This window comes from Roseivirga sp. (genome assembly GCF_049099775.1).
GTDB lineage: Bacteria > Bacteroidota > Bacteroidia > Cytophagales > Cyclobacteriaceae > Roseivirga.
This window is the reverse complement of sequence record NZ_JAGDZM010000004.1, coordinates 433,333-455,327: the sequence shown is the minus strand read 5'-3', so window position 1 is coordinate 455,327 and position 21,995 is coordinate 433,333. Positions and strand designations below refer to the sequence as shown.

Sequence of the window (21,995 nt, the reverse complement as noted above, 5' to 3'; positions counted from 1 at the left end):
AGATGCAGGTTAATTGGTTGTCAGCTGGTTGAGAATTCTTAGGTTATAAAACTCGAGTAAATAGAGTTGCAAACGGTGGTTTGCGCTCATTGATTGATGCGCATGAAAAGCCTAAGTTATTGAGCATACTTGCGTCAATGCTAAGTATTCGGTTTACCTTTGCTGACTAAACGTATAATAGTGAGCGAATTTTCAAAACTTGGCATTTCAAAGAAGTTAATAAAAGGCCTATCTGAACTTAATATCCTAGAACCTACTGATATCCAACGATCGGCAATTCCGATTTTACTTGCTGATGGCGAGGATTTTATAGGTCAGGCACAAACTGGTACAGGTAAAACAGCAGCTTTTGGACTTCCTCTTTTACAAAAAATGGACGCTGCAAAACCTGAAGTTCAAGGTTTGATTTTAGCTCCAACGAGAGAGCTTTGTCAGCAGATTGCAAAGCAGCTTTTTAAATTCACTAAGTATTACGATAAGGTATTTATAGAAGCAGTATATGGTGGCGCTGATATTGGCAATCAGATTCAAAGATTAAAACGCCCAACTCATATTGTAGTGGCTACACCAGGTAGGTTAATGGATCTTATCAAAAGAGAGGCTGTTGATTTATCGCAAGTAAAGCATGTGGTGCTTGACGAAGCTGATGAAATGCTCAGTATGGGTTTCAAACAGGATATGCACCATATTTTGGATTTTGTACCATTTGAAAAGAAAATCTGGCTCTTTTCTGCTACCATGTCCGGCGGGATTCAAGATATAATCACAAAATTTTTGAGTAAGGATGCCCAACAAATTCAAGTAGAAAGAAATGCGGGTGTAAATGCGAATATATCTCATGAATATTTGGTTTGTCAATCAAAAGATAAGCTTCCTGAGATTCTTCATTTTTTAGCTTATCATAAAGATGAGCGGGGAATGATCTTTTGTCAAACCAAAAGAGCGGCACGTGTTTTAGCCAAGCAGCTTAAGGCTAAAAATTATAGCGTGGATGCCATAGAAGGCGACATGGGGCAGCGCGATAGAGATAAGGTAATGCGCATGTTCAAGAGTGAAAAGATAGAATTGTTAGTAGCTACTGACATCGCCGCACGAGGAATAGATGTGAAAGGGCTGAGTTTTGTCTTACACTATGAGCTTCCGCAACAAAACGAATACTATACCCATAGAAGTGGTCGTACGGGTAGGGCAGGTTTGAAGGGAAACTCTGTACTATTTATCAATGAGCGTGAGAAAGAACATATTCATGAGCTTCAGAAAGCTTTGAAAATAAAGATTCAACCCTTGAATTAATTTATTCAGGTACCCCCTGATTATGATTCCCTCTTCGTTTTTAATAAGTTTAGTTCAAACGTATAGATATGAAGAAGGCATTTTTACTATTGTTCTTATTGGGGTCGAGCGCATTTGCTCAAAAAAACACTTATCAGGTTGGGCAAATCAAGACTTCGATGGGAGAGGTATTGGTGTGGCTTTATGACGATACCCCAAAACATAAGAAAGCTTTTATTGAATTAGCGGAAGAAGGATATTGGAGTGATTATACTTTCAATAGAGTGATTGAAAACTTCGTTGCGCAAGGTGGTTGTCCTGATGTTCCTGAAGGTTTTGCCTATTCTGTCCATTTATTAGAACCTGAGTTTGAAGCTGGACATAAGCATGTCTATGGGGCTTTTGGGGCTGGTAGAGATGCTAATCCGGGTAAGCTTTCCGCGGCCTGTCAATTCTATATTGTTCAAAATAAGGATGGACTATCGCGTTTGGACGGTGACTACATGATTTACGGTCAGGTAATCAAAGGAATGGATGTGGTTAACAAAATGGTTAAGGTAGAAAAAGACAAGTCAAATAAGCCGCTAACACCAATTACAATGGAAGTAAATGTGATTAAAATGAAGCGTAAACAAATCGAAGCTTTAGGTTTTGAAATTCTCAAGAAGAAATAAAAAGAGATCCCTTATCCAGGAAACATTTCGTCTAAAACCTTTCTTCTATAGCTGAAAATCTGATTGAGTTTAGGTTTTACAAGAAAAGGGTGAACCATTCTGCCTAGGATGCCAAAAGGGAGTTTGTAGGAGATTTTATCCGTCATAAGTACACCTTTCTCAGTAGTTTCAAAAATGTGTTCATGGTGCCACATGCTGTAGGGCCCAAATCTTTGTTCATCCACAAAGAACTCTAAGTCGCGCACATGGGTGATTTCCGTTACCCAACTTGATTTTACACCCGGAAAAGGAGAAACTATATAGGATATAATTTGGCCTGGGTACATAAGTGCTGGCTCACCTGAGGTAATACTAAACCCCATATGGTCAGGCGTAATTTTCTCCAAGTTGCCAGGAGCAGAAAAGAATGTCCAAGCCTCTTCTAAACTGATGGCCAGTTCTTGTTTCGTTTCTAAGGTATAAATGCCAGAATGACTTTTGAGCGATATCATAAAGCTAATTTTATAGCTTCACAACAGTAAGTTTTCAAAAAGGTTTGAATAAAAGCGGTTTGCTTCTGAGGTTATGAATAGTGCTGAGGCTAATGCGACAGAGAGAGTAACTTTTTTGTATAGATAAGCCCGAATAATGGTCCTAAAAACAAAAAGGTCAGAATCCATTTTGTGTCCATTATGGTGGAGAGATACCCAAGGAGTTGAATACTTGGAATTGTTAGTAAAAAGCCGATACTAACTACGATAGTTAATGCAGTGCCTTTGAATTCGGCAGGTGCATTTTGAGCATTTAGTGTTGAAAACTGCGCTGAATCACCAATTACCGCTATACCCCAAACGATCATGAACCCTAAAAATATAAAAGGGGGGAGGTATCCTAAGAAAGGGGATATCGCACATAAGATTCCTGATACTAGTAAGTACCTAAAAGCTACTTTTCCACTGCCAATTTTTAAAGAAGCAAAGCCACCTCCTATACAGCCTATTGCGCCTATAGCTATAATTAAGAATGACCAAAGACTGACATTCAAATTATTATTAGTTAGATTATTGTAGTAGGTGAGAATGAATGGGGTAAATGCCCAAAAAGCATATAATTCCCACATATGGCCAAAATAGCCGAAGGCAGAGTATTTAAATTGTTTAATCTTGAATACATCTAAAATCTTTCTTGGCTCAAATTTTCCACCAACTTTTCTGTTAGGTCCTTCACCGACTAAAATGACTATTAGCAATCCTCCGATAATGGCGAGACTAGAAGTGCCTATGAGTACAGCTGACCAAGAGAAACCAGCACCTAAATAATTAAGTAAATGCGGGAAAGCTGTCCCTAAAACTAAGGCACCAACTAAATAACCTAATGCTTTACCTAGATTTCCAGCATACCAATCTGAGGCGATTTTCATCCCGACTGGATAAATGCCTGCTAAGCAAAACCCAGTCAAAAACCTGCATAACAATAACAAAAAGTAAGACTGCGGAAGGACTAGAATGGCAATGTTGCTCAAGGCTCCTAAAACTGCGCAAGTCAAAAAGACACGGCTAGGTTTAAAGCGATCGGCAATGGAGAATAAAGCAAATAAAAACGTCCCTAAAATGAAGCCAAGCATTACTGAGGAGGTAATACTGGCTACGGCATTATCCCGCAAGTCCCAACTTTGTTGAATTGCTGGTAGAATTGCGTTTCCGGCAAACCAAAGTGAAGTACCCGCAAACTGAGAGAATACTATAGTGGGTAATATGCGCTTGGGAACTTGGTTCAAGGCTATAGAAGTCCCGCTCGTTTTAAAAGGGCTTTTACGTCTGGTTCTTGACCTCTAAAACGTTTATAAAGTGTCATTGGGTGAGTAGATCCACCTGCGGAAAGCACGTGGTCTTTAAACTTTTTGGCAATTTCTTTATTGAAAATTCCGTGTGCTTTGAAATGTGCAAATGCATCAGCATCAAGTACTTCTGCCCATTTATAGCTGTAATAACCAGCTGAATAACCGCCTTGAAATATATGAGAGAAAGAACAGCTCATGTTTGTGCCAGGCACAGATGGTAAGACATCAGTTTGAACAAAAATGGCCTTTTCAAAAGTTTCAACATCGCTGACATTGGAATTATCTTGTCCATGCCAAGCCATATCCAATAACCCGAAAGTGAGTTGACGCATGGTTTGATATCCTTCCATGAAATTGGCAGACTCTTTAATCCTGTCAATGAGTTCTGAAGGAATCGATTCACCAGTTTCATAATGTTTGGCAAAAAGGTCTAAACATTCTTTTTCATAACACCAGTTTTCCAAGATTTGAGAAGGAAGTTCTACAAAATCCCAAAATACACTGGTTCCAGAAAGGCTTTCATAGGTGCCGTTGGCCAACATACCGTGCAGTGCGTGACCAAATTCGTGGAAAAGTGTAGTTACTTCATTAAAAGTAAGTAGTGAAGGAGTGGCGCCAGTCGGTTTAGTAAAATTACAAACTATTGAAACGTGTGGTCTGTGGTTTTCACTGCCGTTTTTAGATTGGCCCGCGTAAGAGGTCATCCAAGCACCAGCCCTTTTTCCTGCTCTTGGAAAAAAGTCGGCATAGAACACAGATACATGATCGCCATTCTCGTCTTTAACCTCATAAACTGTTACGTCTTTATGATACTTTTGAATGTCGTCATTCTGAACAAAAGTGATACCGTACAGCAGTTCTGCGGTTTTAAAAACGCCTTCCACAACCTTTTCTAATTGAAAATAGGGTTTAAGAAGTTCGTCATCAATACTATATTTTTCTTTTTTAAGCTTTTCTGAGTAGTAACCGAAATCCCATTTTTGTAAATCTTCCAAGCCATCTTTTGCTTTGGCAAAGTCAGCGACTTGTTTTACATCATTTGCCGCTCCTGGTTTACCATATTGTCTTATTTCTCCCAGAAAGTCCATTACCTTTTGAGGAGATTCTGCCATACGCTCTTCTAATATAAAGTGCGCATGAGTGTCATAGCCTAATAATGCAGCACGTTCGTTTCTTAGGTTGACAATTCGTTTTACAATCTCTTGATTATCTAGCTCATCACCTTTAAATGCTTTTGTCGAAAATGCAATACTGAGTTCTTTTCTTAATTCACGATTTTTAGCGTAGGTCATGAACGGCACATAACTGGGGTAGTCCAACGTAATTACCCAAGAATCTTCATGTCCTTTCTCTTTAGCTGTTTCTTTAGCTTGTTCTACAGCAAAAGGCGGTAATCCTTCCAAATCCGAAGCATCTTTCAGCACCATTTCGTACTTGTTGGTTTCGGCAAGAACATGTTCACCAAACTCAAGCGAAAGCTGAGATAGTTCTACGTCAATGCTTCTAAGCTTTTCTTTATCCGTGTCATTCAAAAGAGCACCATTCCTTACAAAGCCTTTATAAGTCTTGCTTAAAAGTGTTTGCTGTTCCTCAGAGAGTGCCTGTTTATCTACAGTATCGAATACTTCCTTTACGCGTGAGAAAAGCGCTTCATTCAGAAGAATGTCATTGGAGAATTCTGTCAGTAAGGGGGAGATGTCTCTTGCTAGCAGTTGTATTTCATCGCTTGTTTCTGCAGAATTCAAGTTAAAGAAAACAGATGACGCTCTATCTAACTGTTTACCACTCTTCTCTAAGGCAACAATTGTATTTTCGAAATCAGCTTTCGCATTATTACTTACTACCTCGTCAATTTCCTTTTTTGCTTCAATAATAAGGTGTTCGATAGCAGGTTTGAAGTGCTCATTCTTTATCTCTTCGAATGGAGGCGTATTGAAAGGAGTTTGAAATGTGCTGATTAATGGGTTGTTCATCTTAGAATGATTTGAGGGTAATATTATTAAGAAAATCAGCAAAGCAGGTCATCTTTTCCACGAATAAAAGTGAAATACGAAAAGAAAATATGCCAGCGGACAATTCTACATTAAAAACGGCGTGTCAGCTTGCCTTTGTAAGCCGGTATTGAAAGGAATAAACTTGTTTGTTGATTAATTTATGCGCCTAGAACACTCAGTTTTTAAACTCAGAATTACACATAGTGATTGACTTTATTCCATCGAGATAAGCTTGGTTTTGAGAACTGTTGATTCCGATATTTACAGCACCAAGGATCTCGTTTTCTAAGGGACCAGAATCTTCGAAGTGGATTTTAATGCTTCCATTAAAGTTTAAGAAACTAGAATAGGTGATATCTGAATTATCATCGAGCTCGTTGAGCACTGTTGTACTTGTTCCAATTCCATTATTTTCTATGAGCCTACCCAAAAGTAGGGCTACTTCTCCGTCATCTTCTAAACTACCAAAATGAAGATGAACGGGGTGATCAGCATTTGATAAAGTGTTGTCTAAAGTGATTTCTAACTGGGCTTGTCCGTTGCTTTTTTCTTTGATTACTAAAGTTCCGGTTGTGGTATTTCCTTGAACAGTGCCTGGAATCATTTCCAGTCTAACTTCATTTCCAGTAAATTCTGCATCTGCTGGAGCATCATCGCCACAAGCCACAAGGCTAATTGAGATCAGAACAACGAATAAACCTTTGAAAATCTTCATCACCACTAATTTATAACAAGCTAACGAGAAACTTAAGCGTTTGGTGCAGCTATTGGTTCAGAAAATTACTAGAAAAGTAAATTTATGTTAATCGCGTAAGTAAATCTTAGAGAGATTTCTATATCCAGAGTTGTCACCATACCAATCTCTATAGCTAGTTCCATTACTTCTGCCCCAGTCTCTAAAACGGTTGTAAGCTTTATCGATACGAGCTTTTTCAATAGGGTGTCTGAAGTTATGGATAACATTTATCGCCCACGGCATATTGTCTACGTTCTGATAGTATTTATTTAAAATTGGGTTTGTGTCGTCGTCGTCTGTTCCAAACAATGTAGGGTCTGCCAAGTCGGTAGGAGACATGCCGCTCAAATGGATTTCTTTGCCTCGATTATAACTTGAGAAAGCAAATGGATTGAACGGTGCCTCATTCATTCGAGATGCATCAATAGGACTTACAAATTGTACTACAATATTAAAAGATTTAGTAGCTGCAGCATTTTCGTTATCCACAGTGTTTACAAAAGCTTCTCCAGGGTTAGCAGAAACGTGGTCTAAAGCATCATTGAAAATAACCAAGACTGCTTTTGATTGTGACGCTTCTAAGCCATTTGCTTCTAGTGCAATCTGACTTCCATTTACGCTCTGTCCACTGACTGATTCAATATCAGTTTTGTTAAAAGGTAGTTCTATGGCAAAACCACTATGTTCGCTAGCACCAACGGCCTTGATTGTTAATTCTATTTCCATACGAACCGATCGGTTGCTGCTATTCATAACATTGACAAATCGGTATCCGATTACGAGATCATTGAAGTCATAGTCACCTTGAACAGGCCATAAATCTTCATAGGCTAGTGTTCCCATTCCTAAAGCCGAGGGTGTATATACGTCGAATGCAGCATCTGGATCATTAGGATAATCATCTAGTTCGTCAATAATACCATCGTTGTCAGAATCTTGCTGAGATAATTCTTCTGCAGAACATCTCCATGCTGTCAGGTCATTGATTTTATGATTGTATGTTTTTAAAATTTGGTAAGAACCGTCTTCTTTACTAATCTCTATCAGGTTAGAATTGCCATCATTGGTCGCTACGTAAATTCTATCTTCACGGTCAATGGCCATGGAAGTCAGTTGAAAGGGGAAATTCTCGGCACTTATTCTTGTTAAAGTAGCTGTGTTAACCCCAAAACTGTCAAACTTATAAAGCCCCGAAAAACATGCTAGGTATAATTCTCCATTTGAATCGAAAGCCAGATCTCCACCTGAATTATTGTTGACAAAACCTGAAACGGTATAGCTTGCCACGGTTTCATTCGTAACAGCGTCGACTTTATATAGTTTAGTGCCATTGCTCATCCAAAAATATCCTTCATAATAGGTAAGCCTTGGGTAGCTTCCATTAAAAGGGTTGCCTTCTTGGGCTACGCTAAAAGCACCCGAGACTACATCGTATTGATAAAGTGTTCTCCCTACGTTGTAAAAGACTAGGCCTTCAGATTGGTCGAGGGCACATGCGATTGAACCTCCGCCTTCTAACAAGGGTAAAACGGTTTCGTTATAGTTTCCTGTTGTAAGGTCAATACTCCAAAACCCTCTATTAGAACTTTCTACTGCATAAAGTCTATCAATACAGTCATTATTGACTGAAAAAGCTTCACTTCGAGCACCGTTTGAGTTCAAGTCTGCTTCGATTGCTAGTGTGTTACCGGGAACTTGAAAATAATAAGGGATTGTGCTTGAGCCGGAAACTTGAAGAATCTCTATTTCTTCAACGGATGATGGAATAGAAATATTGATTGTAGTACTTCTGCCCAATCGATTATATTTTCCTAATAGTTGTCGATGATTATCAATGGCATAGCTAAGTTCATAAATCACGCCTTGCTTGTTGTCTTGAATAGTGACATTGACTTCTTTACTGGTTTTGAAGTTAAAACCATCTGGAAACGTTAATTCCACTTCTTCTTCCGGAAGGTCGATGATTTCAGGTTGCTCAAGGCATGAGCTAACTATGATTAGAAGTATTAAAAAGGGTAAAATTTTGGTTCTCATGACAAATAAGTTTCTTCAAACCTAGCTTGTCTGTATTCGCCTAAAGCCTCTGTTTCGTTGAACTGCGACTTTGTTACGATAAACCGTACGCGTCTTTAGATATTAGGAAAAGCCTAAAACGCCTTTTACCCTTGAAAGCACCTCTTTGGCCACATTGCTGGCTTTTTCTTCGCCAATTAAAAGCTGTTCTTCTAAGAGTTTAGGGTTCTCCATATAGTGATTGTAAGCCTCTCTTTCCTTACTGTATTTTGATACTATAAGTTCATAAAGTGCTTGTTTAGCATGTCCATAGCCATAGTTTCCACCTAAATAATTGGCTTTCATTTCCGCAATTTGATCGGCATCGGCTAATAGCTCATACAAGGAAAAAGTAATGTCATTGTCAGGATCCTTAGGCTCTTCAAGTGGTGTACTATCTGACACTATTTTCATAATATTCTTGCGTAATGCCTTATCAGTTTGGAAGATGTCGATGGTATTACCATAAGACTTACTCATTTTTTGACCGTCAATCCCGGGAACGGTCATAACTTCTTCACTGATTTGTGCATCTGGAAGAACAAAGATGTCACCGTACTGGTGATTAAATGAACTGGCGATGTCGCGTGTCATTTCAAGGTGTTGACGCTGATCTTTACCTACAGGAACAATGTTTGCATCGTAGAGTAAGATATCGCAAGCCATAAGCACTGGGTATACAAACAAGCCGGCATTTACATCAGATAGACGATCAGATTTGTCTTTAAAACTATGTGCATTCGCCAACATAGGGTAAGGTGCAAAACAGTTGAGATACCAGTTTAATTCGCATACTTCTGGTACTCTTGATTGGCGGTAGAAGGTGTTTTTGCTAGTATCAAAGCCAAAAGCCAACCATGCTGCGGCAACTGCATTGGTGTTTTCTATTCTCGTCTTAGGGTCTTTGATCGTGGTTAGTGAATGTAAGTCAGCGATAAAGAAAAACGACTCGTTCTTTTGATCATTGGAAAGATCAATAGCAGGTTTCATTGCACCAAGGATATTTCCTAAATGAGGTTTGCCAGAACTTTGTATACCAGTAAGTATTCTTGCCATGAGTAATATTTTGGGCAAATTAAATAATAAAGACATGCTCAATTCAAAAAATCAACGTTTAATTTCGTGATGTTATAAGCCCAATCTTCCATTATGATTTTTAAACTATTGAAAAGAATCTTTTTGGCCATTGCCATACTTACTCTTTTGCCAAATGTGCATTGGGGTCAAGAACTTGAGTTTATGGATTTAGGTGTGATTGAAGGAGAGTTTAAGCGCTTTAAAAGAACATTGACTTGGACTAACAATGGTGAAGAGTCCGTTAAACTGAAATTGTGGTCGGATAGTGATGCGTTGAGCTTTGAATCGACAGATGAGACTGTAGCGCCAGGTGAAAGTGTTGAGGTTGGCGTCAACATCAGTTTGCCTAGTGTTGCTGGCGATTATGAATATGAGCTCAGGCTCCTCAATACAAGTGACTTTGTGCTCCAGGGTTATCAGTTTTCTTTTAAGGTATTGCAAAGTGAGCAAGATGTTTTTAAGGCTTATCGGAATGTGAATTGGCCTTTCCGATCTAAAGAGGAGGTTTTTAACTTGAAATCTGGCAGAAGAGGAGATACTTTATCAGCTGTATTTGATGTTTATAATCTTGGTGGGGCAGATCTTAGCGCATTGGATAAGCTGGTCGTTAATGATTCTATAAAAGTGAGTTTCACAAACGATGAGATCAAGCATAATCAGTTTGGCCGAATGAAGATAAGTTTTGTTTCCAATGCGGCGTCAAGTGTTGGCTTTCATAAAACAGTTGTCAAGGCATATCAGGGTGATCGTTTAATCATGGCATTGCCAATTCAATATTCCTTATTGCCAACTGACGGAAATTCGGATTCAAAGGCTAGAATATCTACCAATCTTATTAACCACGACTTTAAGGTAATTAAAGTCGGTCAGTCAAAGGAGGTAGTCATTTCGTTGGCCAATAATGGAAGCGGTGTGCTTAAAATAGATAAAATGGAATCGAATTGTGATTGCTTAGTCTTTAATAAAATTGAGTCAATTTCACCGGGAACTTCTCAAAAACTTCGTGTAAAGTTTGATGCTAAAGGGAGGCTAGGCCTTGAAAAAAAGACGATTGCCATTTTCAGTAATGCAGGAAACAGACCGGTGCAAGTACTTACCTTTCGGGCACACGTAAAATGACTATTTTAGTATTTCTTTAAGAAGAGCGCTAAGCTTTTCGTCTTGCGATACGGCTTCGGTAATTAGCTTTCTTAAGTAATTTGGCACTTTCTGGTTCGTCGAAATTTTCTGCATAACATCATTGAACATATCAGAAACGTCTCCTTTGTTTTTAATACCATCAGCATATTTCAGTAATGTATTGAAGTCTTGTTTCTTCGTGTTGACAGAAGGAGATACTTCGGTTTCTGCGGGTAGATTTTGCGCTGAACTAGAAATGTTTTTTTCAGAGAGCGCTTTTATGCAACTGTTATACTCTTCGATGACTTGGTCTAGCTCATCTCGACCTAGCGTTTTATCTTCAACTTTTTGACTTACGGATGGGCAGGCTTTTAAAAACCTACTAACAGCTTTCCTGAAACCAAATGCACCAGGAACAGCCATACTATTTCCGTCATAGTTGGTCAGAATTTGTTGATTAAAGGTAACTGCAGAGTTTTCCGACCTATAACTATGTAAACTCAAATAGCCTTTTTTAATTACTTTACCGAAAGTATAGCGTTTATCTATTTTTATCGGTTCCAGAATTTCTCCTTCTGTCGTCTTAATTTGTTTTACATCGAAAAGTCGAAGTCTTTGTTTTTTGCCATTCGGATCAGTAAAATCTACAAACTCATTGACACCTTTCTTTGCCAATGAAAAAGATCCACTTAAAGTGTCACCCCTCATGGTGATAATAGTATCTTGGGCAGTTATTGAAAAACTGATACAGAAAAAGAGAAATATGGAGACGGCTAACTTCATAACAAACTTTGTATTAACGAATCTATAACGAATTTTCAAAAGGACTTGTATTAACGATCGTGAAAGAAGATTTAATGTTAATATCATGATTTATCTCATGTACTTGTCATCGCTTTTTATTTATTTTTGACTAGTCACTTTACTTTTTAGATATGATTGAAACAATCGGTGAGGAAGAGCCAGCTATGGAGAAACCATCAGGGAAGAAAAATCTCACCAATGAGGATTTTAATAGGATTAAGAACCGTGCTGATTTGGAAGAGGCCTTGGGTAGTAAGGGCAAGAAGTTTCAAAAAGCACTTTTCAATCTTGATTATGAGCGTCAGTTAGAACAACTTCAAGTGGAGATGGTAAAGCTCCAGCGTTGGATCGTGGATACCGGTCAGCGTGTAGCTGTTATTTTGGAAGGAAGAGATGCTGCTGGTAAAGGCGGAGCGATTAAACGTTTTTCAGAGCATTTGAACCCAAGAGCCATGCGCGTAGTAGCCCTGAATAAACCGACTGATTTAGAGATGAAACAATGGTATTTCAGAAGGTATATTAAGGAGTTACCCAATGCCGGTGAGATCGTATTCTACGATAGAAGTTGGTATAATAGGGCTGTAGTGGAACCAGTAATGGGATTTTGCAGCAAGGAGCAGTATCAACAGTTTATGCGTCAAGTACCAGAATTTGAGCATATGTTGTTTGAAGATGGTATTCATGTGATTAAGCTGTGGTTCTCGATTACAAAGGAGCAACAACAGAAGCGTTTTGAAGGCAGAAAAAATGATCCACTCAAGTCTTGGAAATTGAGTCCGGTCGATGAAAAGGGGCAAGAACTTTGGGAGAAATACACCTACTATAAAGAGCAAATGTTTGCGCAGACGCATACAAGTTTTAGTCCTTGGACTATTCTTAAAACGAACGAGAAGAAAATTGCTCGTTTAGAAAGCATCAGGTATTTACTTTCCAAATTTGAATATGAGGGAAAAGAAAATGCCAATACCACCGTATTGCCTGATCCTAACGTTGTTATGAGATTTCACCGTTCAATTTATCATTTAGCCTAATGACTGAACCATACAATTTTTCCGAAAAAGAGCTCAAGTCGTTAAACAGCAGTTCAGCTATTAAAATGATGCTCGAACAGGGTGATCATATTAACCCAGAAAAGGTACTGCGTTTTGTTAAGTATGAAAAGACTCTTGAAGGTTATCAGGCGCAGTTAATTGATCTTCAACAGTGGGTGATCAAACATAATAAACGAGTGTGCCTCTTGTTTGAAGGGCGCGATGCTGCCGGAAAAGGTGGTGCTATTCGTAGAGCTACGCATCGTTTAAATCCGCGAAATTATCGCGTAGTCGCGTTGCCAAAACCAACTCAGCAAGAAAGAGGGCAATGGTATTTTCAGCGTTACATCAATCAGCTTCCCAATCCTGGTGAAATGGTCTTTTTTGATAGGAGTTGGTATAACAGGGCTGTTGTAGAACCGGTAAATGGCTTCTGCACTGATGAGGAGTACGAACGCTTTATGGCAGAAGTAAACAGTTTTGAAGACATGATTACCAACGACGGTATCATTTTACTAAAAGTCTACTTTTCTATTACGAAAGAAGAGCAAGCCAAGCGATTTGATGACATTAAGGAGAATCCTTTGAAACGTTGGAAAATGTCTCCAGTAGATGATAAAGCACAAGAACTTTGGGATACCTACACTGAGTATAAGGAACGTATGTTTTCGCATACCCATACGGATAAAAACCCTTGGGTGATATTAAAGGCAAATAGAAAAACCGTTGCTCGTTTAGCCGTTATAAAACACATTCTTAAAGAGGTGCCTTATCAGAACGATCCGTTGGTTCAGGGTGTGGGTACTCAAACTCAAGGGCCTCCATCATCCGAATATACTCAGCAGGAAGTTTAGCTTCAAAACAAAGCGGTTTTTTTGTTATTGGGTGAGTTAACTCAAGTTTTAAGGCGTGAAGGAGCATATTGGTCAACTTCCATTTTTCTAGAAATAACTTATTCTGTTTGTTACATCCATGTGGCCGATCGCCAATAATAGGGTGTAATATATGGGCAAAATGCTTCCGCAATTGATGCATTCTGCCTGTAACAGGTTTGGCTTCTACGAGTGAATACCTTGAAGTATGATGCTTGCCAAAGGCTAAGTCAATTTCTGTATGTTCTAGTGTTTTATAGTGGGTCAGAGCTTCTTGTTCTTTTCCTTTATCGTTGGTCAGCGCATAATCAATGGTGCCTTCTGATGCTGTAAATCCTCTTAAAATGGCCCAATAAGTCTTTTCTGTGCTCTTGTTGGCAAATTGCTCCTGAATTTCGCGAAGCACATCTTTATTTAAAGCGAAGAGGAGTACGCCAGAGGTTTTTCTGTCCAAGCGATGAACGGGGTGAACATATTGATTAATCTGATCTCGCAATAATTGTACGGCGTATACATCAGTATTTGAAGCGATAGGGGACCGATGAACCAGAAGACCATTAGGTTTATTAATGGCAACAAGGTATTCGTCTTGGTAAATGATTTCGAGCAAGGCTACAGGATCTCTTGAACTCTTCCTACCTGTCCATCTTGAAGCCTGACCTTAATGCCATGGGTGTGTTTAGGTGCACTAGTTAAGATGTCTTTTACAAAGCCATGTGTAAGCTTTCCGCTGCGTTGATCTTTTTTTAAGACTATATTCACTTCAATTCCAACTTGAATGTCGGACCTGTTATTTCCATTCATGAAGTAAAATTAATGACATTGCTTTTGATATCAACTAGAATTGTGATTGACCTTTCACAAGAAGGCATAAAAAAAGCCCTAAATACAATTTAGGGCTTGTTGATATATTGTAGTTTGCTGCTTATGCAATCTTCACATCAACAGCATTTAAGCCTTTTCTTCCTTCTTTCAGATCAAAAGTTACTTTGTCGTTTTCACGAACTTCGTCAATAAGACCAGATACGTGTACAAAGTACTCTTTGCCATCTGCATCGTCGGTAATAAATCCAAATCCTTTTGAATCGTTGAAAAATTTTACTGTTCCTTCTTTCATTTTTGTAATTATTAATAATCGTGCAAGCTAGAGATTAAATTCGTCAATACTCGCAATTTTGTAAAAAGGTTAACCTTGTTGCTAACCACAGTTACAACGGAGCCATGGCATTATGGTTCAATAATTTATGTTTTATTTGTTATTGATGGCTCAATTTTTTCTCACCTTGTTGAATAAAGTCATTATAAAACTTTGCCGTTTTAGTTTTTGCTCACCTGCTAAAAAGGCTTATTAAAGCATTTAAAGCCCTTATATGAAGAAATTTAAGTTTCCTTCTCCGTTTACTGTATTATACATTATCATCATCATAAGTGCCATAGCTACTTGGTTATTGCCTGCTGGGAGTTATGATACTTTAACCTATGATTCGGACAAGAAAATTTTTTTAGTTTCTGGTGAAAATTCATCTGAATTACCCAGCAATCAACAGACTTTAGACAGTCTGGGTCTTAAAATGGAGGTATCCAAGTTTGAAGGAGGCAAGATTCGGAGGCCTGTTTCTATCCCAAATACTTATAATGAGCAAGAATCCGTTCCGCAAGGATTCAAGGAAATTCTCTTCGCCCCAATTAAGGGTATCTACGAATCGATAGATATAATTCTATTTGTTTTAATAATAGGAGGCTTTATTGGTGTTTTTCAACATTCCGGTGCCTTAGATAAAGGCGTAGGACTTTTGGCTAAGCGCATGGAAGGAAGAGAGAAATGGCTCATAATTTCATTGATCTTATTGATTGCCTTAGGAGGCACAACTTTTGGAATGCAGGAAGAGACCATTGCTTTTTATCCGATACTGGTTCCAATATTTCTAGCCGCGGGATATGACTTGATTGTTCCTGTAGCTGCCGTTTTTGGAGGCTCTTGCATTGGCTTAATGGGTGCTTTAATCAATCCTTTCGGAACCATTATCGCTTCGGATGCCGCTGGAGTCAGTTGGACAGAGGGAATAGAAAGTAGGATAGCCATGCTAATATTAGGCGCTATAGTATTGATTTGGTACATCGTTCGGTATGCAGAAAGAGTAAAAGCTAATCCAGAAATGTCAATGCTGAACGGTTTGGGTATAAATAGTCCTTTTGATCAAAAAGAAAAGTTAGCCAATGACGCTAAAATGACGCCTATGACTTGGTTGCTCTTAGCTTTGTTTGGCCTCACCTTTTTAGTGATGATTTATGGCGTTTCTTCTTTAGACTGGTGGTTTGAAGAAATGACCGCTTTATTTCTTTTAGCGGCGATTATACTCGGTTTTATTCAGAGAGCAACTGAAAGTGCTTTTGTTGCTGCGTTTGTCAATGGTGCCAAAGATTTGTTAGGTGTAGCCTTAATTATTGGTGTTGCTCGGGGTATTACCATCGTTTTGAACGATGGTTTAATTTCGGGAACCCTCCTAAACGAGGCTTCTAGTCTTGTTTCAGGTACTTCGGCCTTAGTCTTTCTGCCAGTGCTAATGATTGTCTTTTTTGTCTTAGCGTTTTTTATAAGCTCTTCTTCAGGATTAGCATTGGTCAGTATGCCTATTATGGGAGCACTGGGTAATGTAGTAGGGGTACCAACGGAAGAAATAGTAAATGCTTACCTGTTTGGATTTGGACTAATGCAGTTTATAACGCCTTCTGGGCTTATTTTACCTTCATTGGCAATGGTTAATGTGCCTTACAATGTTTGGTTAAAATTTGTGAGCAAGCTTTTAATTCCTTTGGCTGTCCTTGGTGCACTGATCTTAATTGCCGGCTATTTGATCTGATTAATTCTCATCAGAATTATTAAGACCAACAAAAAAAGCCACTTGCAAGAATGTGCAAGTGGCTTTTTTATTAATGCATATTATTAAAACTTACCGGAGTTCACATCGTTTTCTGGTACTTCTTCCACATTATCCCAATGCTCAACTACTTTACCGTTTTCTAGTCTAAAAACATCGACTTGTGCATAGTCCTTGTTGATTTTACCATCATTCCAATTCGCCTTGCAAAGCGTGGCAACAAAGTTTCCTTCTCCCACAAGCAAAACAATCTCTTGATACGTTAATGGAGGGTTGGGTACACTAGCCAGTTTTTGAAAATGCTCTAATCCATCAGGAATGTCTTTATTGTGTTGAATATATTGTTCCTCCGATATATACCTAGTAAGGTTATTGGGGTTGCCACCCGGCATGAGGGCGTCTTGGATAAGGTTCCTCACAATGGCTTTGTTTTCTTCCGTTTTATCAAGATCAGTTTTTTCAGTTTGTCCATCAATAGACGAGCGACCAGATGGATTGGTGGCATGAAAAGGTGAAATTACATCCCAATGTTCTATGATCTTGTCATCTTCATCAGTATCAAAAAAGTCAGTAGTAATCCATTCTGCTTCTCCCTTATTGATATTTTGATAAGCATGTAAGAAAACGTATTGGCCATCGACAATGCTTCTTATTAATTGAATATCACGGTTAGGGTTTCTTTTAATAAATGGCTCAAAGAATTCCACAAAACCTTCCACACCATCTCTTACACCCGTACTATGCTGTCGATACCTAGCACCCGTATATTTAGTCACGGCTTCACGTGCATTGCCATCTCTAATTCCTTCTAGATATAGTGACCTAGCGTTTTCTAGTTTTTGATTCATTATTTTTTTGGATTTAACTTGTTTGAAAGGTTAACCGAAGAGGCTTTTACTTTGTATTTATCCTTTTACTAATCACCCTTTATTCAACAGTTAAAGTTCCTTGTTCTAGTCTTTGAATGAGAGATGAAAACAAAACTAAAAATGGTAAAAATCGAACCGATTGTACTAAATAAACGATTTTGAAAACTCTTTTGGGGTAAAACCGGTGCTTTTTTTAAAGTACTTGGTGAAATTTGTTGGGTCTTTAAAACCTATCTTGTAGGCGAGTTCGGTACTTTTAATAGTAGAATTTATAAGATTCCTTTTTGCTTGAAGTATAACAAAGTCATCGATAATAGTTTTTGCAGTTCGGCCTAGAACAGTCGTACAAACTTCATTGAGGTGCTTATAGGTTACCGCCATTTCTTTGGCGTAGAATTGAGCGCTTCTGCTTTTACTAAAATTGGTTTCTATTAGGCTGTTAAACTGATGGAGAAACTTTATTTGAGATGAATTCTTTAAATGACTTGTATGGTTATGCACAACTTCCTCAGCTTTAGATACCAAAACGGTGAATAATGCAGCGGTTATTGTCGGTTGGATAAAGGAGCCCTTTACCTCAACCTCTTTTTTCAAGGCAATGAAATAGTCATTAAAATCGGATGTAGCTGGTATCTGAACGACTGGGCAAAAGAGTTGAGGCGTGAAAAGTCTGAATACAAAATCTTCGGGTAAATTGGCAAAGCAATTGATGAAGTATTCCTCAGTAAAAATGATACAGAACCCTTGAAGGTTCTCCGAAAAATCGAAAGCATTAATTTGATCCTTCGCCAAGTAAAGAAGACTATTCTGTTGAACTGGGTGCCATTCAAAGTCAATAAAATGCCTGCCTTTTCCTTCCGTAAAGAAGATTAAGTTGTAGAAACTAAGCTGATGAGGTGATTCGGGATTGTGGTTGTAATGATTTTTGTGTTTCGCAATTTTTTCAATTGGTACAATCTCTAAGCCCAAGGTGTTGTTTGTTCCCGAATCAAACTGAATCTGAGGGATGTCTTGCTTCTGTTCGCTGCTTGCCATGCTACAGTTTAAAAATGCAGTTTCATGCCTTCATGGGTAGAAGTAAAGCCAAGCTCTTCGTAGAATTTTATAGCCGAGGGTCTTTTCTTATCACTTGTTAATTGAATTAAATGAGCTTTTCTGTCTCTAGCCCTCTGAATAGCCCACTTGAACATTTTCTTGCCCATACCAAGTCCACGTTGATCTTTTCTTATTCTAACGGCTTCAATTTGGGCCCGAATACCACCTTGATAAGTGAGGTATTGAATGAATGAAAGCTGCAGCGTGCCGATGATTTCGTGATCGTCATTTTCAACAACTATAAGTTCTTGGTTTTTATCAGCATCTATCTCTTTAAAAGCATCGATATAAATTATTGGCAATGGATCCTGAAAATCTTCTCGAGTTTGTCCCAATGCATCATCAGCAAGCATTTTGACTAATTCTGGAATGTCTTTTTCTGTCGCCTTTCTAAATATCATGCTATTTAATCAGATGGAATATTGTTGATAAAGATGATAAGATTAATGTTTTGGTAAAGTAAGCTGCCCATTAAATTTACCTATTTCTAAGAAAACGACTTTGGACGATCTTTCCATCGAATAATTTCGTTTCTATACATTTAAATTTGAGGTTATTATCTAGGGTTCCGAATAGAGGATGACCACCACCAATGAGTACAGGTATAGTTGTTATGATCATTTCTTCAATCAGATCTTCTTGTAGAAAGCCTTGAATGGTGCTTCCTCCGTCTATATACAGGCTGTGATGACCTGACTGGTGAATTTCGGCAAGAATGTCATCGAGATTTCCGCCTTTCAGAAAGACTTTCCCTTCATATTCTGGTGGGATATCTTTTAAGGAATTACTAAGAACATAGACTGGTTTTTTATAGGGCCATGGTACACCAAAGCCCAAAACAGTTTCGAACGTAATACGGCCCATCACTAAAGCGTCCATGCGATCCATGAAACTGTAATAACCCATATCTTCTCCCTCGGGAAGCTTGTAAGTGTTTAGATATTCAATATTGCCATTTGAATCTGCTATATAACCATCTAGACTTACGCCTATGTAAACACAATTCTGTTTCTTCATTTTAGGTTGATTCTTTGCCTAGTGAAGATAACAAGATTAATGGACTGAATTGATTTGGTGCCTTAGCTTGAGTTACATGCCTATTGATTGATAACTTTGATCAGTTTCCTCCAAGTTTTTTGGCTTCAAATGTGTATTTAATCGCTATCCCACTGAGCACCATGGCATCATATACATAATTGCCTTCGGTGATCACAATAGTACCGACTTCTCTGGCCTCAGACATGCTGGTAATTTCTATGATAGCATCCGCGCCGTATTTGGCTGCTTCTTTCTTGAGCAACTGTACCAAATCGTCCATGCTAGAGTCTTCATCGCCAGTGGCTTCTAAATAGGAGAGTTGCTTGTAGGGTTTATCTGGCTTAGTATTGATGCCGAAGTAAATCTCAATTTAATTGAGTTCTTCTTCGGTGAATGTTTTTTCCACAGAAGAACTTCCATTAATGGCATAGGACATAATGCCATTACCATAACCGATACAACTTGTTAGACAAAGGGAGATGAGTAATAATGAGAGTGTTTTTTTCATGACTGATTGAGTTTGTAACCAGCCGTAAAAGGGCAAATGAAGTGCCAGAAAGATCTTTTTCGGTAACTTTTTTTCAAGAATGAAAAGAAAAGTCATCCGATATAATATCGAATGATTTCACTATCCAGTTAAATTATTCGAATTCTACCTTTTGAAGGGTTAGGCCAGAGGCTGGAACAATGTAGCTTAGGTGTTCTGTAAAATCAGTCTTTAATGAAGCCTCCAAGTCATCCAAACTGATTATCCCTTGTCCTAAACGTACGAGTTGGCCCATCATAATTCTGATTTGGTTTCTCATAAAGCCTTTTCCTTTTACTTGTAAGCTAAAGGAAGCGTTAGGAAAGAAGTTTGCGGTGTAGAAAGTATTAGGCACAATTTCGCAGGTATCGATTGTGCGAATTGTATTCGTTTTGTCCGATGGTTTTTTACAATAAGCTCTAAACTCATGTTCACCTTCGAATAGTTTGGCACCCTTTTTCATTAGCTCTATATCGAGCTGGCCGAGGAAAGTGGTCATAAATGGGGCAGAGAAGGGGTGCGCTTTCTCTCCATAGGCGAATAGGTATAAGTAAGTTTTCGCTTTGGGGTTTTGAATAATATTGAACTCAGCATCAGTGGTTTCGATAGCCAATGCCTTTATATCAGCTGGTAAATTCAGATTGAAACTATCTAAAAACGATTTTTCATCGGTTATAGGAGTCTTTAAGAACAATTCTAAAACGAAATGATCGGCAGAAACCATAGCATCAGTTCTACTACCACCTAATGTTTTAAAATCATCGTGATCGAAAACGTAAGTGAGAGTTCTATCCACCATATGGTGCACAGTTTTCACTTGTGGCTGTTTGGCCCAGCCATGGAAACGGAAGCCTAAATATTGAATATGAAGTAGATAGTAATGATTGCTCTTCATATAAATTGAAAACTAAGCCTTTTCAAGACTCTGGTTGAATTGGCCAGTTTTATAGCGCTTTGATTCTAATGTTTCTGTAGTGCACTTCGTCACCATGATTCTGAAGGCTAATTCTACCTATTGTAGAAGCAGCATAAGAGTCCGATCCAGCCCATTTTCCGGCAGCTTTTTGCGCTAACCATTCTTCGCTTCCTTCTTCAAATTCTAACACTTTTACGCCATTAAGCCAGTGCTCTACATGGCCTTCGTTGTAAACTATTTTAACTTTATTCCACTGCATGAAACCATTTGGTTTCTTTCCTATGGCAGGCTGCATGGAATAGTTAGCGGCAAGCATTTTGAAAGGTTCAGATTCTGAACGCGAATATTCATCATCGAGAATCTGATATTCTGCTCCACTAACATAATCATGACCCCAGCCTTCTTTTTCTATTACATGGTAAAAAACGCCACTGTTACCGCCTTTGGCGATCTTGTACTCTAGTTCTAATTCGAAATTTCCATAATCACGATCGGTCATGATAGACCGAAAAAAACCAATGTTCTTTTCACCAATACCATTATTGCAAACAATAGCGCCATCTACTACCGACCAGTGCTCGGTGAATGGCTCTTCGCCATACATTTCCCAGCCATCAAGATTTTCCCCATTAAAAAGGCTTACCCATTCAGATGGAGTTTCATTTTTAGCGTCTTGTTTTTCATCAGCTTTTTTCTCAGCCATACAGCCAGAAAGCACCAAAAACGTGATAAGAGAGAAGAGTGTAGATAGTTTAGAATTCATTTGTTAAGATTTTGATTCTAAGTTAATGAATTCAGCGTATTTGGTATCGATTGATTTGAATTCTGTAAGACTGTGCTAATTGTTTTGCCAAATAATACCAATAACTTCAGCATTTTCGTTAAAATCTGGGCAAGTCATAAGCCCTGCGATGCCTCCGAACTGACAAACAACTTCACAATCTTCATTGACAATGGTCGTCATCATGTCCGGGTATACAAGGCCTGGGTCAAAACCGAAGACTTTCTCTCCATTGTATAGGTATTCTGTTACACTGGCTTCACTGCTTTTAATGTTTTGTGCGGCTTTAATTTCTGCTTGAATGCAAGAAGGTAATTCCGCAACTGATGTATCTTCTCCACATGAGGTAAGGAAAAGCGTAGCGCCGATAAATAGACTTAAAAAATACTTTTTCATAACTGACCTTTACTATTTGACACGCAAAGATCGCTTAGGGTTGTG

At 38.5% G+C, this 21,995-nt stretch carries 25 protein-coding genes; 6 read left to right on the top strand and 19 right to left on the bottom strand.

Features of this window, described 5'->3' with window-relative positions:
• The first annotated feature begins 180 nt into the window (after positions 1 to 180).
• Complete coding sequence (locus JXQ92_RS06480; protein ID WP_421985783.1) at positions 181 to 1,293, top strand: DEAD/DEAH box helicase; 1,113 nt, start codon at positions 181 to 183, stop codon at positions 1,291 to 1,293.
• A gap of 68 nt (positions 1,294 to 1,361) precedes the next feature.
• On the top strand, positions 1,362 to 1,946 hold the full coding sequence (locus JXQ92_RS06475; protein WP_421985782.1) for a peptidylprolyl isomerase: 585 nt from the start codon (positions 1,362 to 1,364) through the stop codon (positions 1,944 to 1,946).
• 11 nt (positions 1,947 to 1,957) lie between these two features.
• On the opposite strand, the gene JXQ92_RS06470 is transcribed toward JXQ92_RS06475, so the two are convergent.
• The 6 genes from JXQ92_RS06470 to trpS all read right to left on the bottom strand — a co-directional run bounded on the left by JXQ92_RS06470 (position 1,958) and on the right by trpS (position 9,603).
• Positions 1,958 to 2,437: an SRPBCC family protein gene (locus JXQ92_RS06470; RefSeq protein WP_421985781.1), complete on the bottom strand. Its 480-nt coding sequence runs from the start codon at positions 2,435 to 2,437 to the stop codon at positions 1,958 to 1,960.
• A gap of 89 nt (positions 2,438 to 2,526) precedes the next feature.
• Entirely contained in the window at positions 2,527 to 3,702 is a 1,176-nt protein-coding gene (locus JXQ92_RS06465) for an MFS transporter (RefSeq protein WP_421985780.1), read from the bottom strand.
• A gap of 2 nt (positions 3,703 to 3,704) precedes the next feature.
• Positions 3,705 to 5,738, bottom strand: a complete 2,034-nt coding sequence (locus JXQ92_RS06460; RefSeq protein WP_421985779.1) for a M3 family metallopeptidase — start codon at positions 5,736 to 5,738, stop codon at positions 3,705 to 3,707.
• Positions 5,739 to 5,934: 196 nt separating this feature from the next.
• Positions 5,935 to 6,474 (bottom strand): hypothetical protein, encoded by a 540-nt coding sequence (locus JXQ92_RS06455; RefSeq protein ID WP_421985778.1) that lies wholly within the window; start codon positions 6,472 to 6,474, stop codon positions 5,935 to 5,937.
• 87 nt (positions 6,475 to 6,561) lie between these two features.
• Positions 6,562 to 8,529 (bottom strand): LruC domain-containing protein, encoded by a 1,968-nt coding sequence (locus JXQ92_RS06450; protein ID WP_421985777.1) that lies wholly within the window; start codon positions 8,527 to 8,529, stop codon positions 6,562 to 6,564.
• 102 nt (positions 8,530 to 8,631) lie between these two features.
• On the bottom strand, positions 8,632 to 9,603 hold the full coding sequence (gene trpS / locus JXQ92_RS06445; protein WP_421985776.1) for a tryptophan--tRNA ligase: 972 nt from the start codon (positions 9,601 to 9,603) through the stop codon (positions 8,632 to 8,634).
• A 93-nt stretch (positions 9,604 to 9,696) separates the two neighbouring features.
• Between trpS and JXQ92_RS06440 the strand changes: the two genes are divergently transcribed.
• A complete protein-coding gene (locus JXQ92_RS06440) occupies positions 9,697 to 10,743 on the top strand; it encodes a DUF1573 domain-containing protein (RefSeq protein WP_421985775.1) in 1,047 nt (348 codons plus the stop codon).
• Here JXQ92_RS06440 and JXQ92_RS06435 read toward each other — a convergent pair whose 3' ends face one another.
• Positions 10,744 to 11,526 carry a hypothetical protein gene (locus tag JXQ92_RS06435; protein ID WP_421985774.1) on the bottom strand — a complete coding sequence of 261 codons (783 nt, stop codon included), beginning with the start codon at positions 11,524 to 11,526 and terminating at the stop codon, positions 10,744 to 10,746.
• Positions 11,527 to 11,678: 152 nt separating this feature from the next.
• Between JXQ92_RS06435 and ppk2 (JXQ92_RS06430) the strand changes: the two genes are divergently transcribed.
• Together ppk2 (JXQ92_RS06430) and ppk2 (JXQ92_RS06425) are read left to right on the top strand one after the other, a co-directional pair.
• Positions 11,679 to 12,578: a polyphosphate kinase 2 gene (gene ppk2 / locus JXQ92_RS06430; protein ID WP_421985773.1), complete on the top strand. Its 900-nt coding sequence runs from the start codon at positions 11,679 to 11,681 to the stop codon at positions 12,576 to 12,578.
• Positions 12,578 to 13,432, top strand: coding sequence for a polyphosphate kinase 2 (gene ppk2 / locus JXQ92_RS06425; RefSeq protein WP_421985772.1), 855 nt, complete (start codon positions 12,578 to 12,580; stop codon positions 13,430 to 13,432). Before ppk2 (JXQ92_RS06430) ends, ppk2 (JXQ92_RS06425) begins: the two co-directional genes overlap by 1 nt.
• Here the strand turns inward: ppk2 (JXQ92_RS06425) and JXQ92_RS06420 are convergent.
• From JXQ92_RS06420 to JXQ92_RS06410, 3 genes are all read right to left on the bottom strand, one after another.
• On the bottom strand, positions 13,335 to 14,060 hold the full coding sequence (locus tag JXQ92_RS06420; protein WP_421985771.1) for a pseudouridine synthase: 726 nt from the start codon (positions 14,058 to 14,060) through the stop codon (positions 13,335 to 13,337). The two genes, ppk2 (JXQ92_RS06425) and JXQ92_RS06420, sit on opposite strands and share 98 nt — an antisense overlap.
• Before the next feature lie 2 nt (positions 14,061 to 14,062).
• Positions 14,063 to 14,254: a YwbE family protein gene (locus JXQ92_RS06415; protein WP_421985770.1), complete on the bottom strand. Its 192-nt coding sequence runs from the start codon at positions 14,252 to 14,254 to the stop codon at positions 14,063 to 14,065.
• A gap of 121 nt (positions 14,255 to 14,375) precedes the next feature.
• Positions 14,376 to 14,567, bottom strand: coding sequence for a cold-shock protein (locus JXQ92_RS06410; protein WP_421985769.1), 192 nt, complete (start codon positions 14,565 to 14,567; stop codon positions 14,376 to 14,378).
• A 253-nt stretch (positions 14,568 to 14,820) separates the two neighbouring features.
• Between JXQ92_RS06410 and JXQ92_RS06405 the strand changes: the two genes are divergently transcribed.
• The gene (locus tag JXQ92_RS06405) at positions 14,821 to 16,311 is read left to right on the top strand and encodes a YfcC family protein (RefSeq protein ID WP_421985768.1); all 1,491 of its coding nucleotides are present in this window, start codon (positions 14,821 to 14,823) and stop codon (positions 16,309 to 16,311) included.
• An 83-nt stretch (positions 16,312 to 16,394) separates the two neighbouring features.
• Here JXQ92_RS06405 and JXQ92_RS06400 read toward each other — a convergent pair whose 3' ends face one another.
• The 9 genes from JXQ92_RS06400 to JXQ92_RS06360 all read right to left on the bottom strand — a co-directional run bounded on the left by JXQ92_RS06400 (position 16,395) and on the right by JXQ92_RS06360 (position 21,950).
• Positions 16,395 to 17,177, bottom strand: a complete 783-nt coding sequence (locus tag JXQ92_RS06400) for a nuclear transport factor 2 family protein (protein WP_421985767.1) — start codon at positions 17,175 to 17,177, stop codon at positions 16,395 to 16,397.
• A 165-nt stretch (positions 17,178 to 17,342) separates the two neighbouring features.
• Complete coding sequence (locus JXQ92_RS06395; protein ID WP_421985766.1) at positions 17,343 to 18,233, bottom strand: AraC family transcriptional regulator; 891 nt, start codon at positions 18,231 to 18,233, stop codon at positions 17,343 to 17,345.
• Positions 18,234 to 18,241: 8 nt separating this feature from the next.
• Positions 18,242 to 18,694, bottom strand: a complete 453-nt coding sequence (locus JXQ92_RS06390; RefSeq protein ID WP_421985765.1) for a GNAT family N-acetyltransferase — start codon at positions 18,692 to 18,694, stop codon at positions 18,242 to 18,244.
• Positions 18,695 to 18,770: 76 nt separating this feature from the next.
• On the bottom strand, positions 18,771 to 19,310 hold the full coding sequence (locus JXQ92_RS06385; RefSeq protein ID WP_421985764.1) for a dihydrofolate reductase family protein: 540 nt from the start codon (positions 19,308 to 19,310) through the stop codon (positions 18,771 to 18,773).
• A 100-nt stretch (positions 19,311 to 19,410) separates the two neighbouring features.
• Positions 19,411 to 19,611, bottom strand: coding sequence for a hypothetical protein (locus JXQ92_RS06380; RefSeq protein ID WP_421985763.1), 201 nt, complete (start codon positions 19,609 to 19,611; stop codon positions 19,411 to 19,413).
• Between the two features lie 90 nt (positions 19,612 to 19,701).
• Positions 19,702 to 19,839, bottom strand: coding sequence for a hypothetical protein (locus JXQ92_RS06375; protein WP_421985762.1), 138 nt, complete (start codon positions 19,837 to 19,839; stop codon positions 19,702 to 19,704).
• Between the two features lie 133 nt (positions 19,840 to 19,972).
• On the bottom strand, positions 19,973 to 20,752 hold the full coding sequence (locus JXQ92_RS06370; protein ID WP_421985761.1) for a tRNA pseudouridine synthase A: 780 nt from the start codon (positions 20,750 to 20,752) through the stop codon (positions 19,973 to 19,975).
• 49 nt (positions 20,753 to 20,801) lie between these two features.
• Positions 20,802 to 21,536, bottom strand: a complete 735-nt coding sequence (locus JXQ92_RS06365) for a 3-keto-disaccharide hydrolase (RefSeq protein WP_421985760.1) — start codon at positions 21,534 to 21,536, stop codon at positions 20,802 to 20,804.
• A 75-nt stretch (positions 21,537 to 21,611) separates the two neighbouring features.
• On the bottom strand, positions 21,612 to 21,950 hold the full coding sequence (locus JXQ92_RS06360; RefSeq protein ID WP_421985759.1) for a DUF6970 domain-containing protein: 339 nt from the start codon (positions 21,948 to 21,950) through the stop codon (positions 21,612 to 21,614).
• Positions 21,951 to 21,995 lie beyond the last annotated feature (45 nt).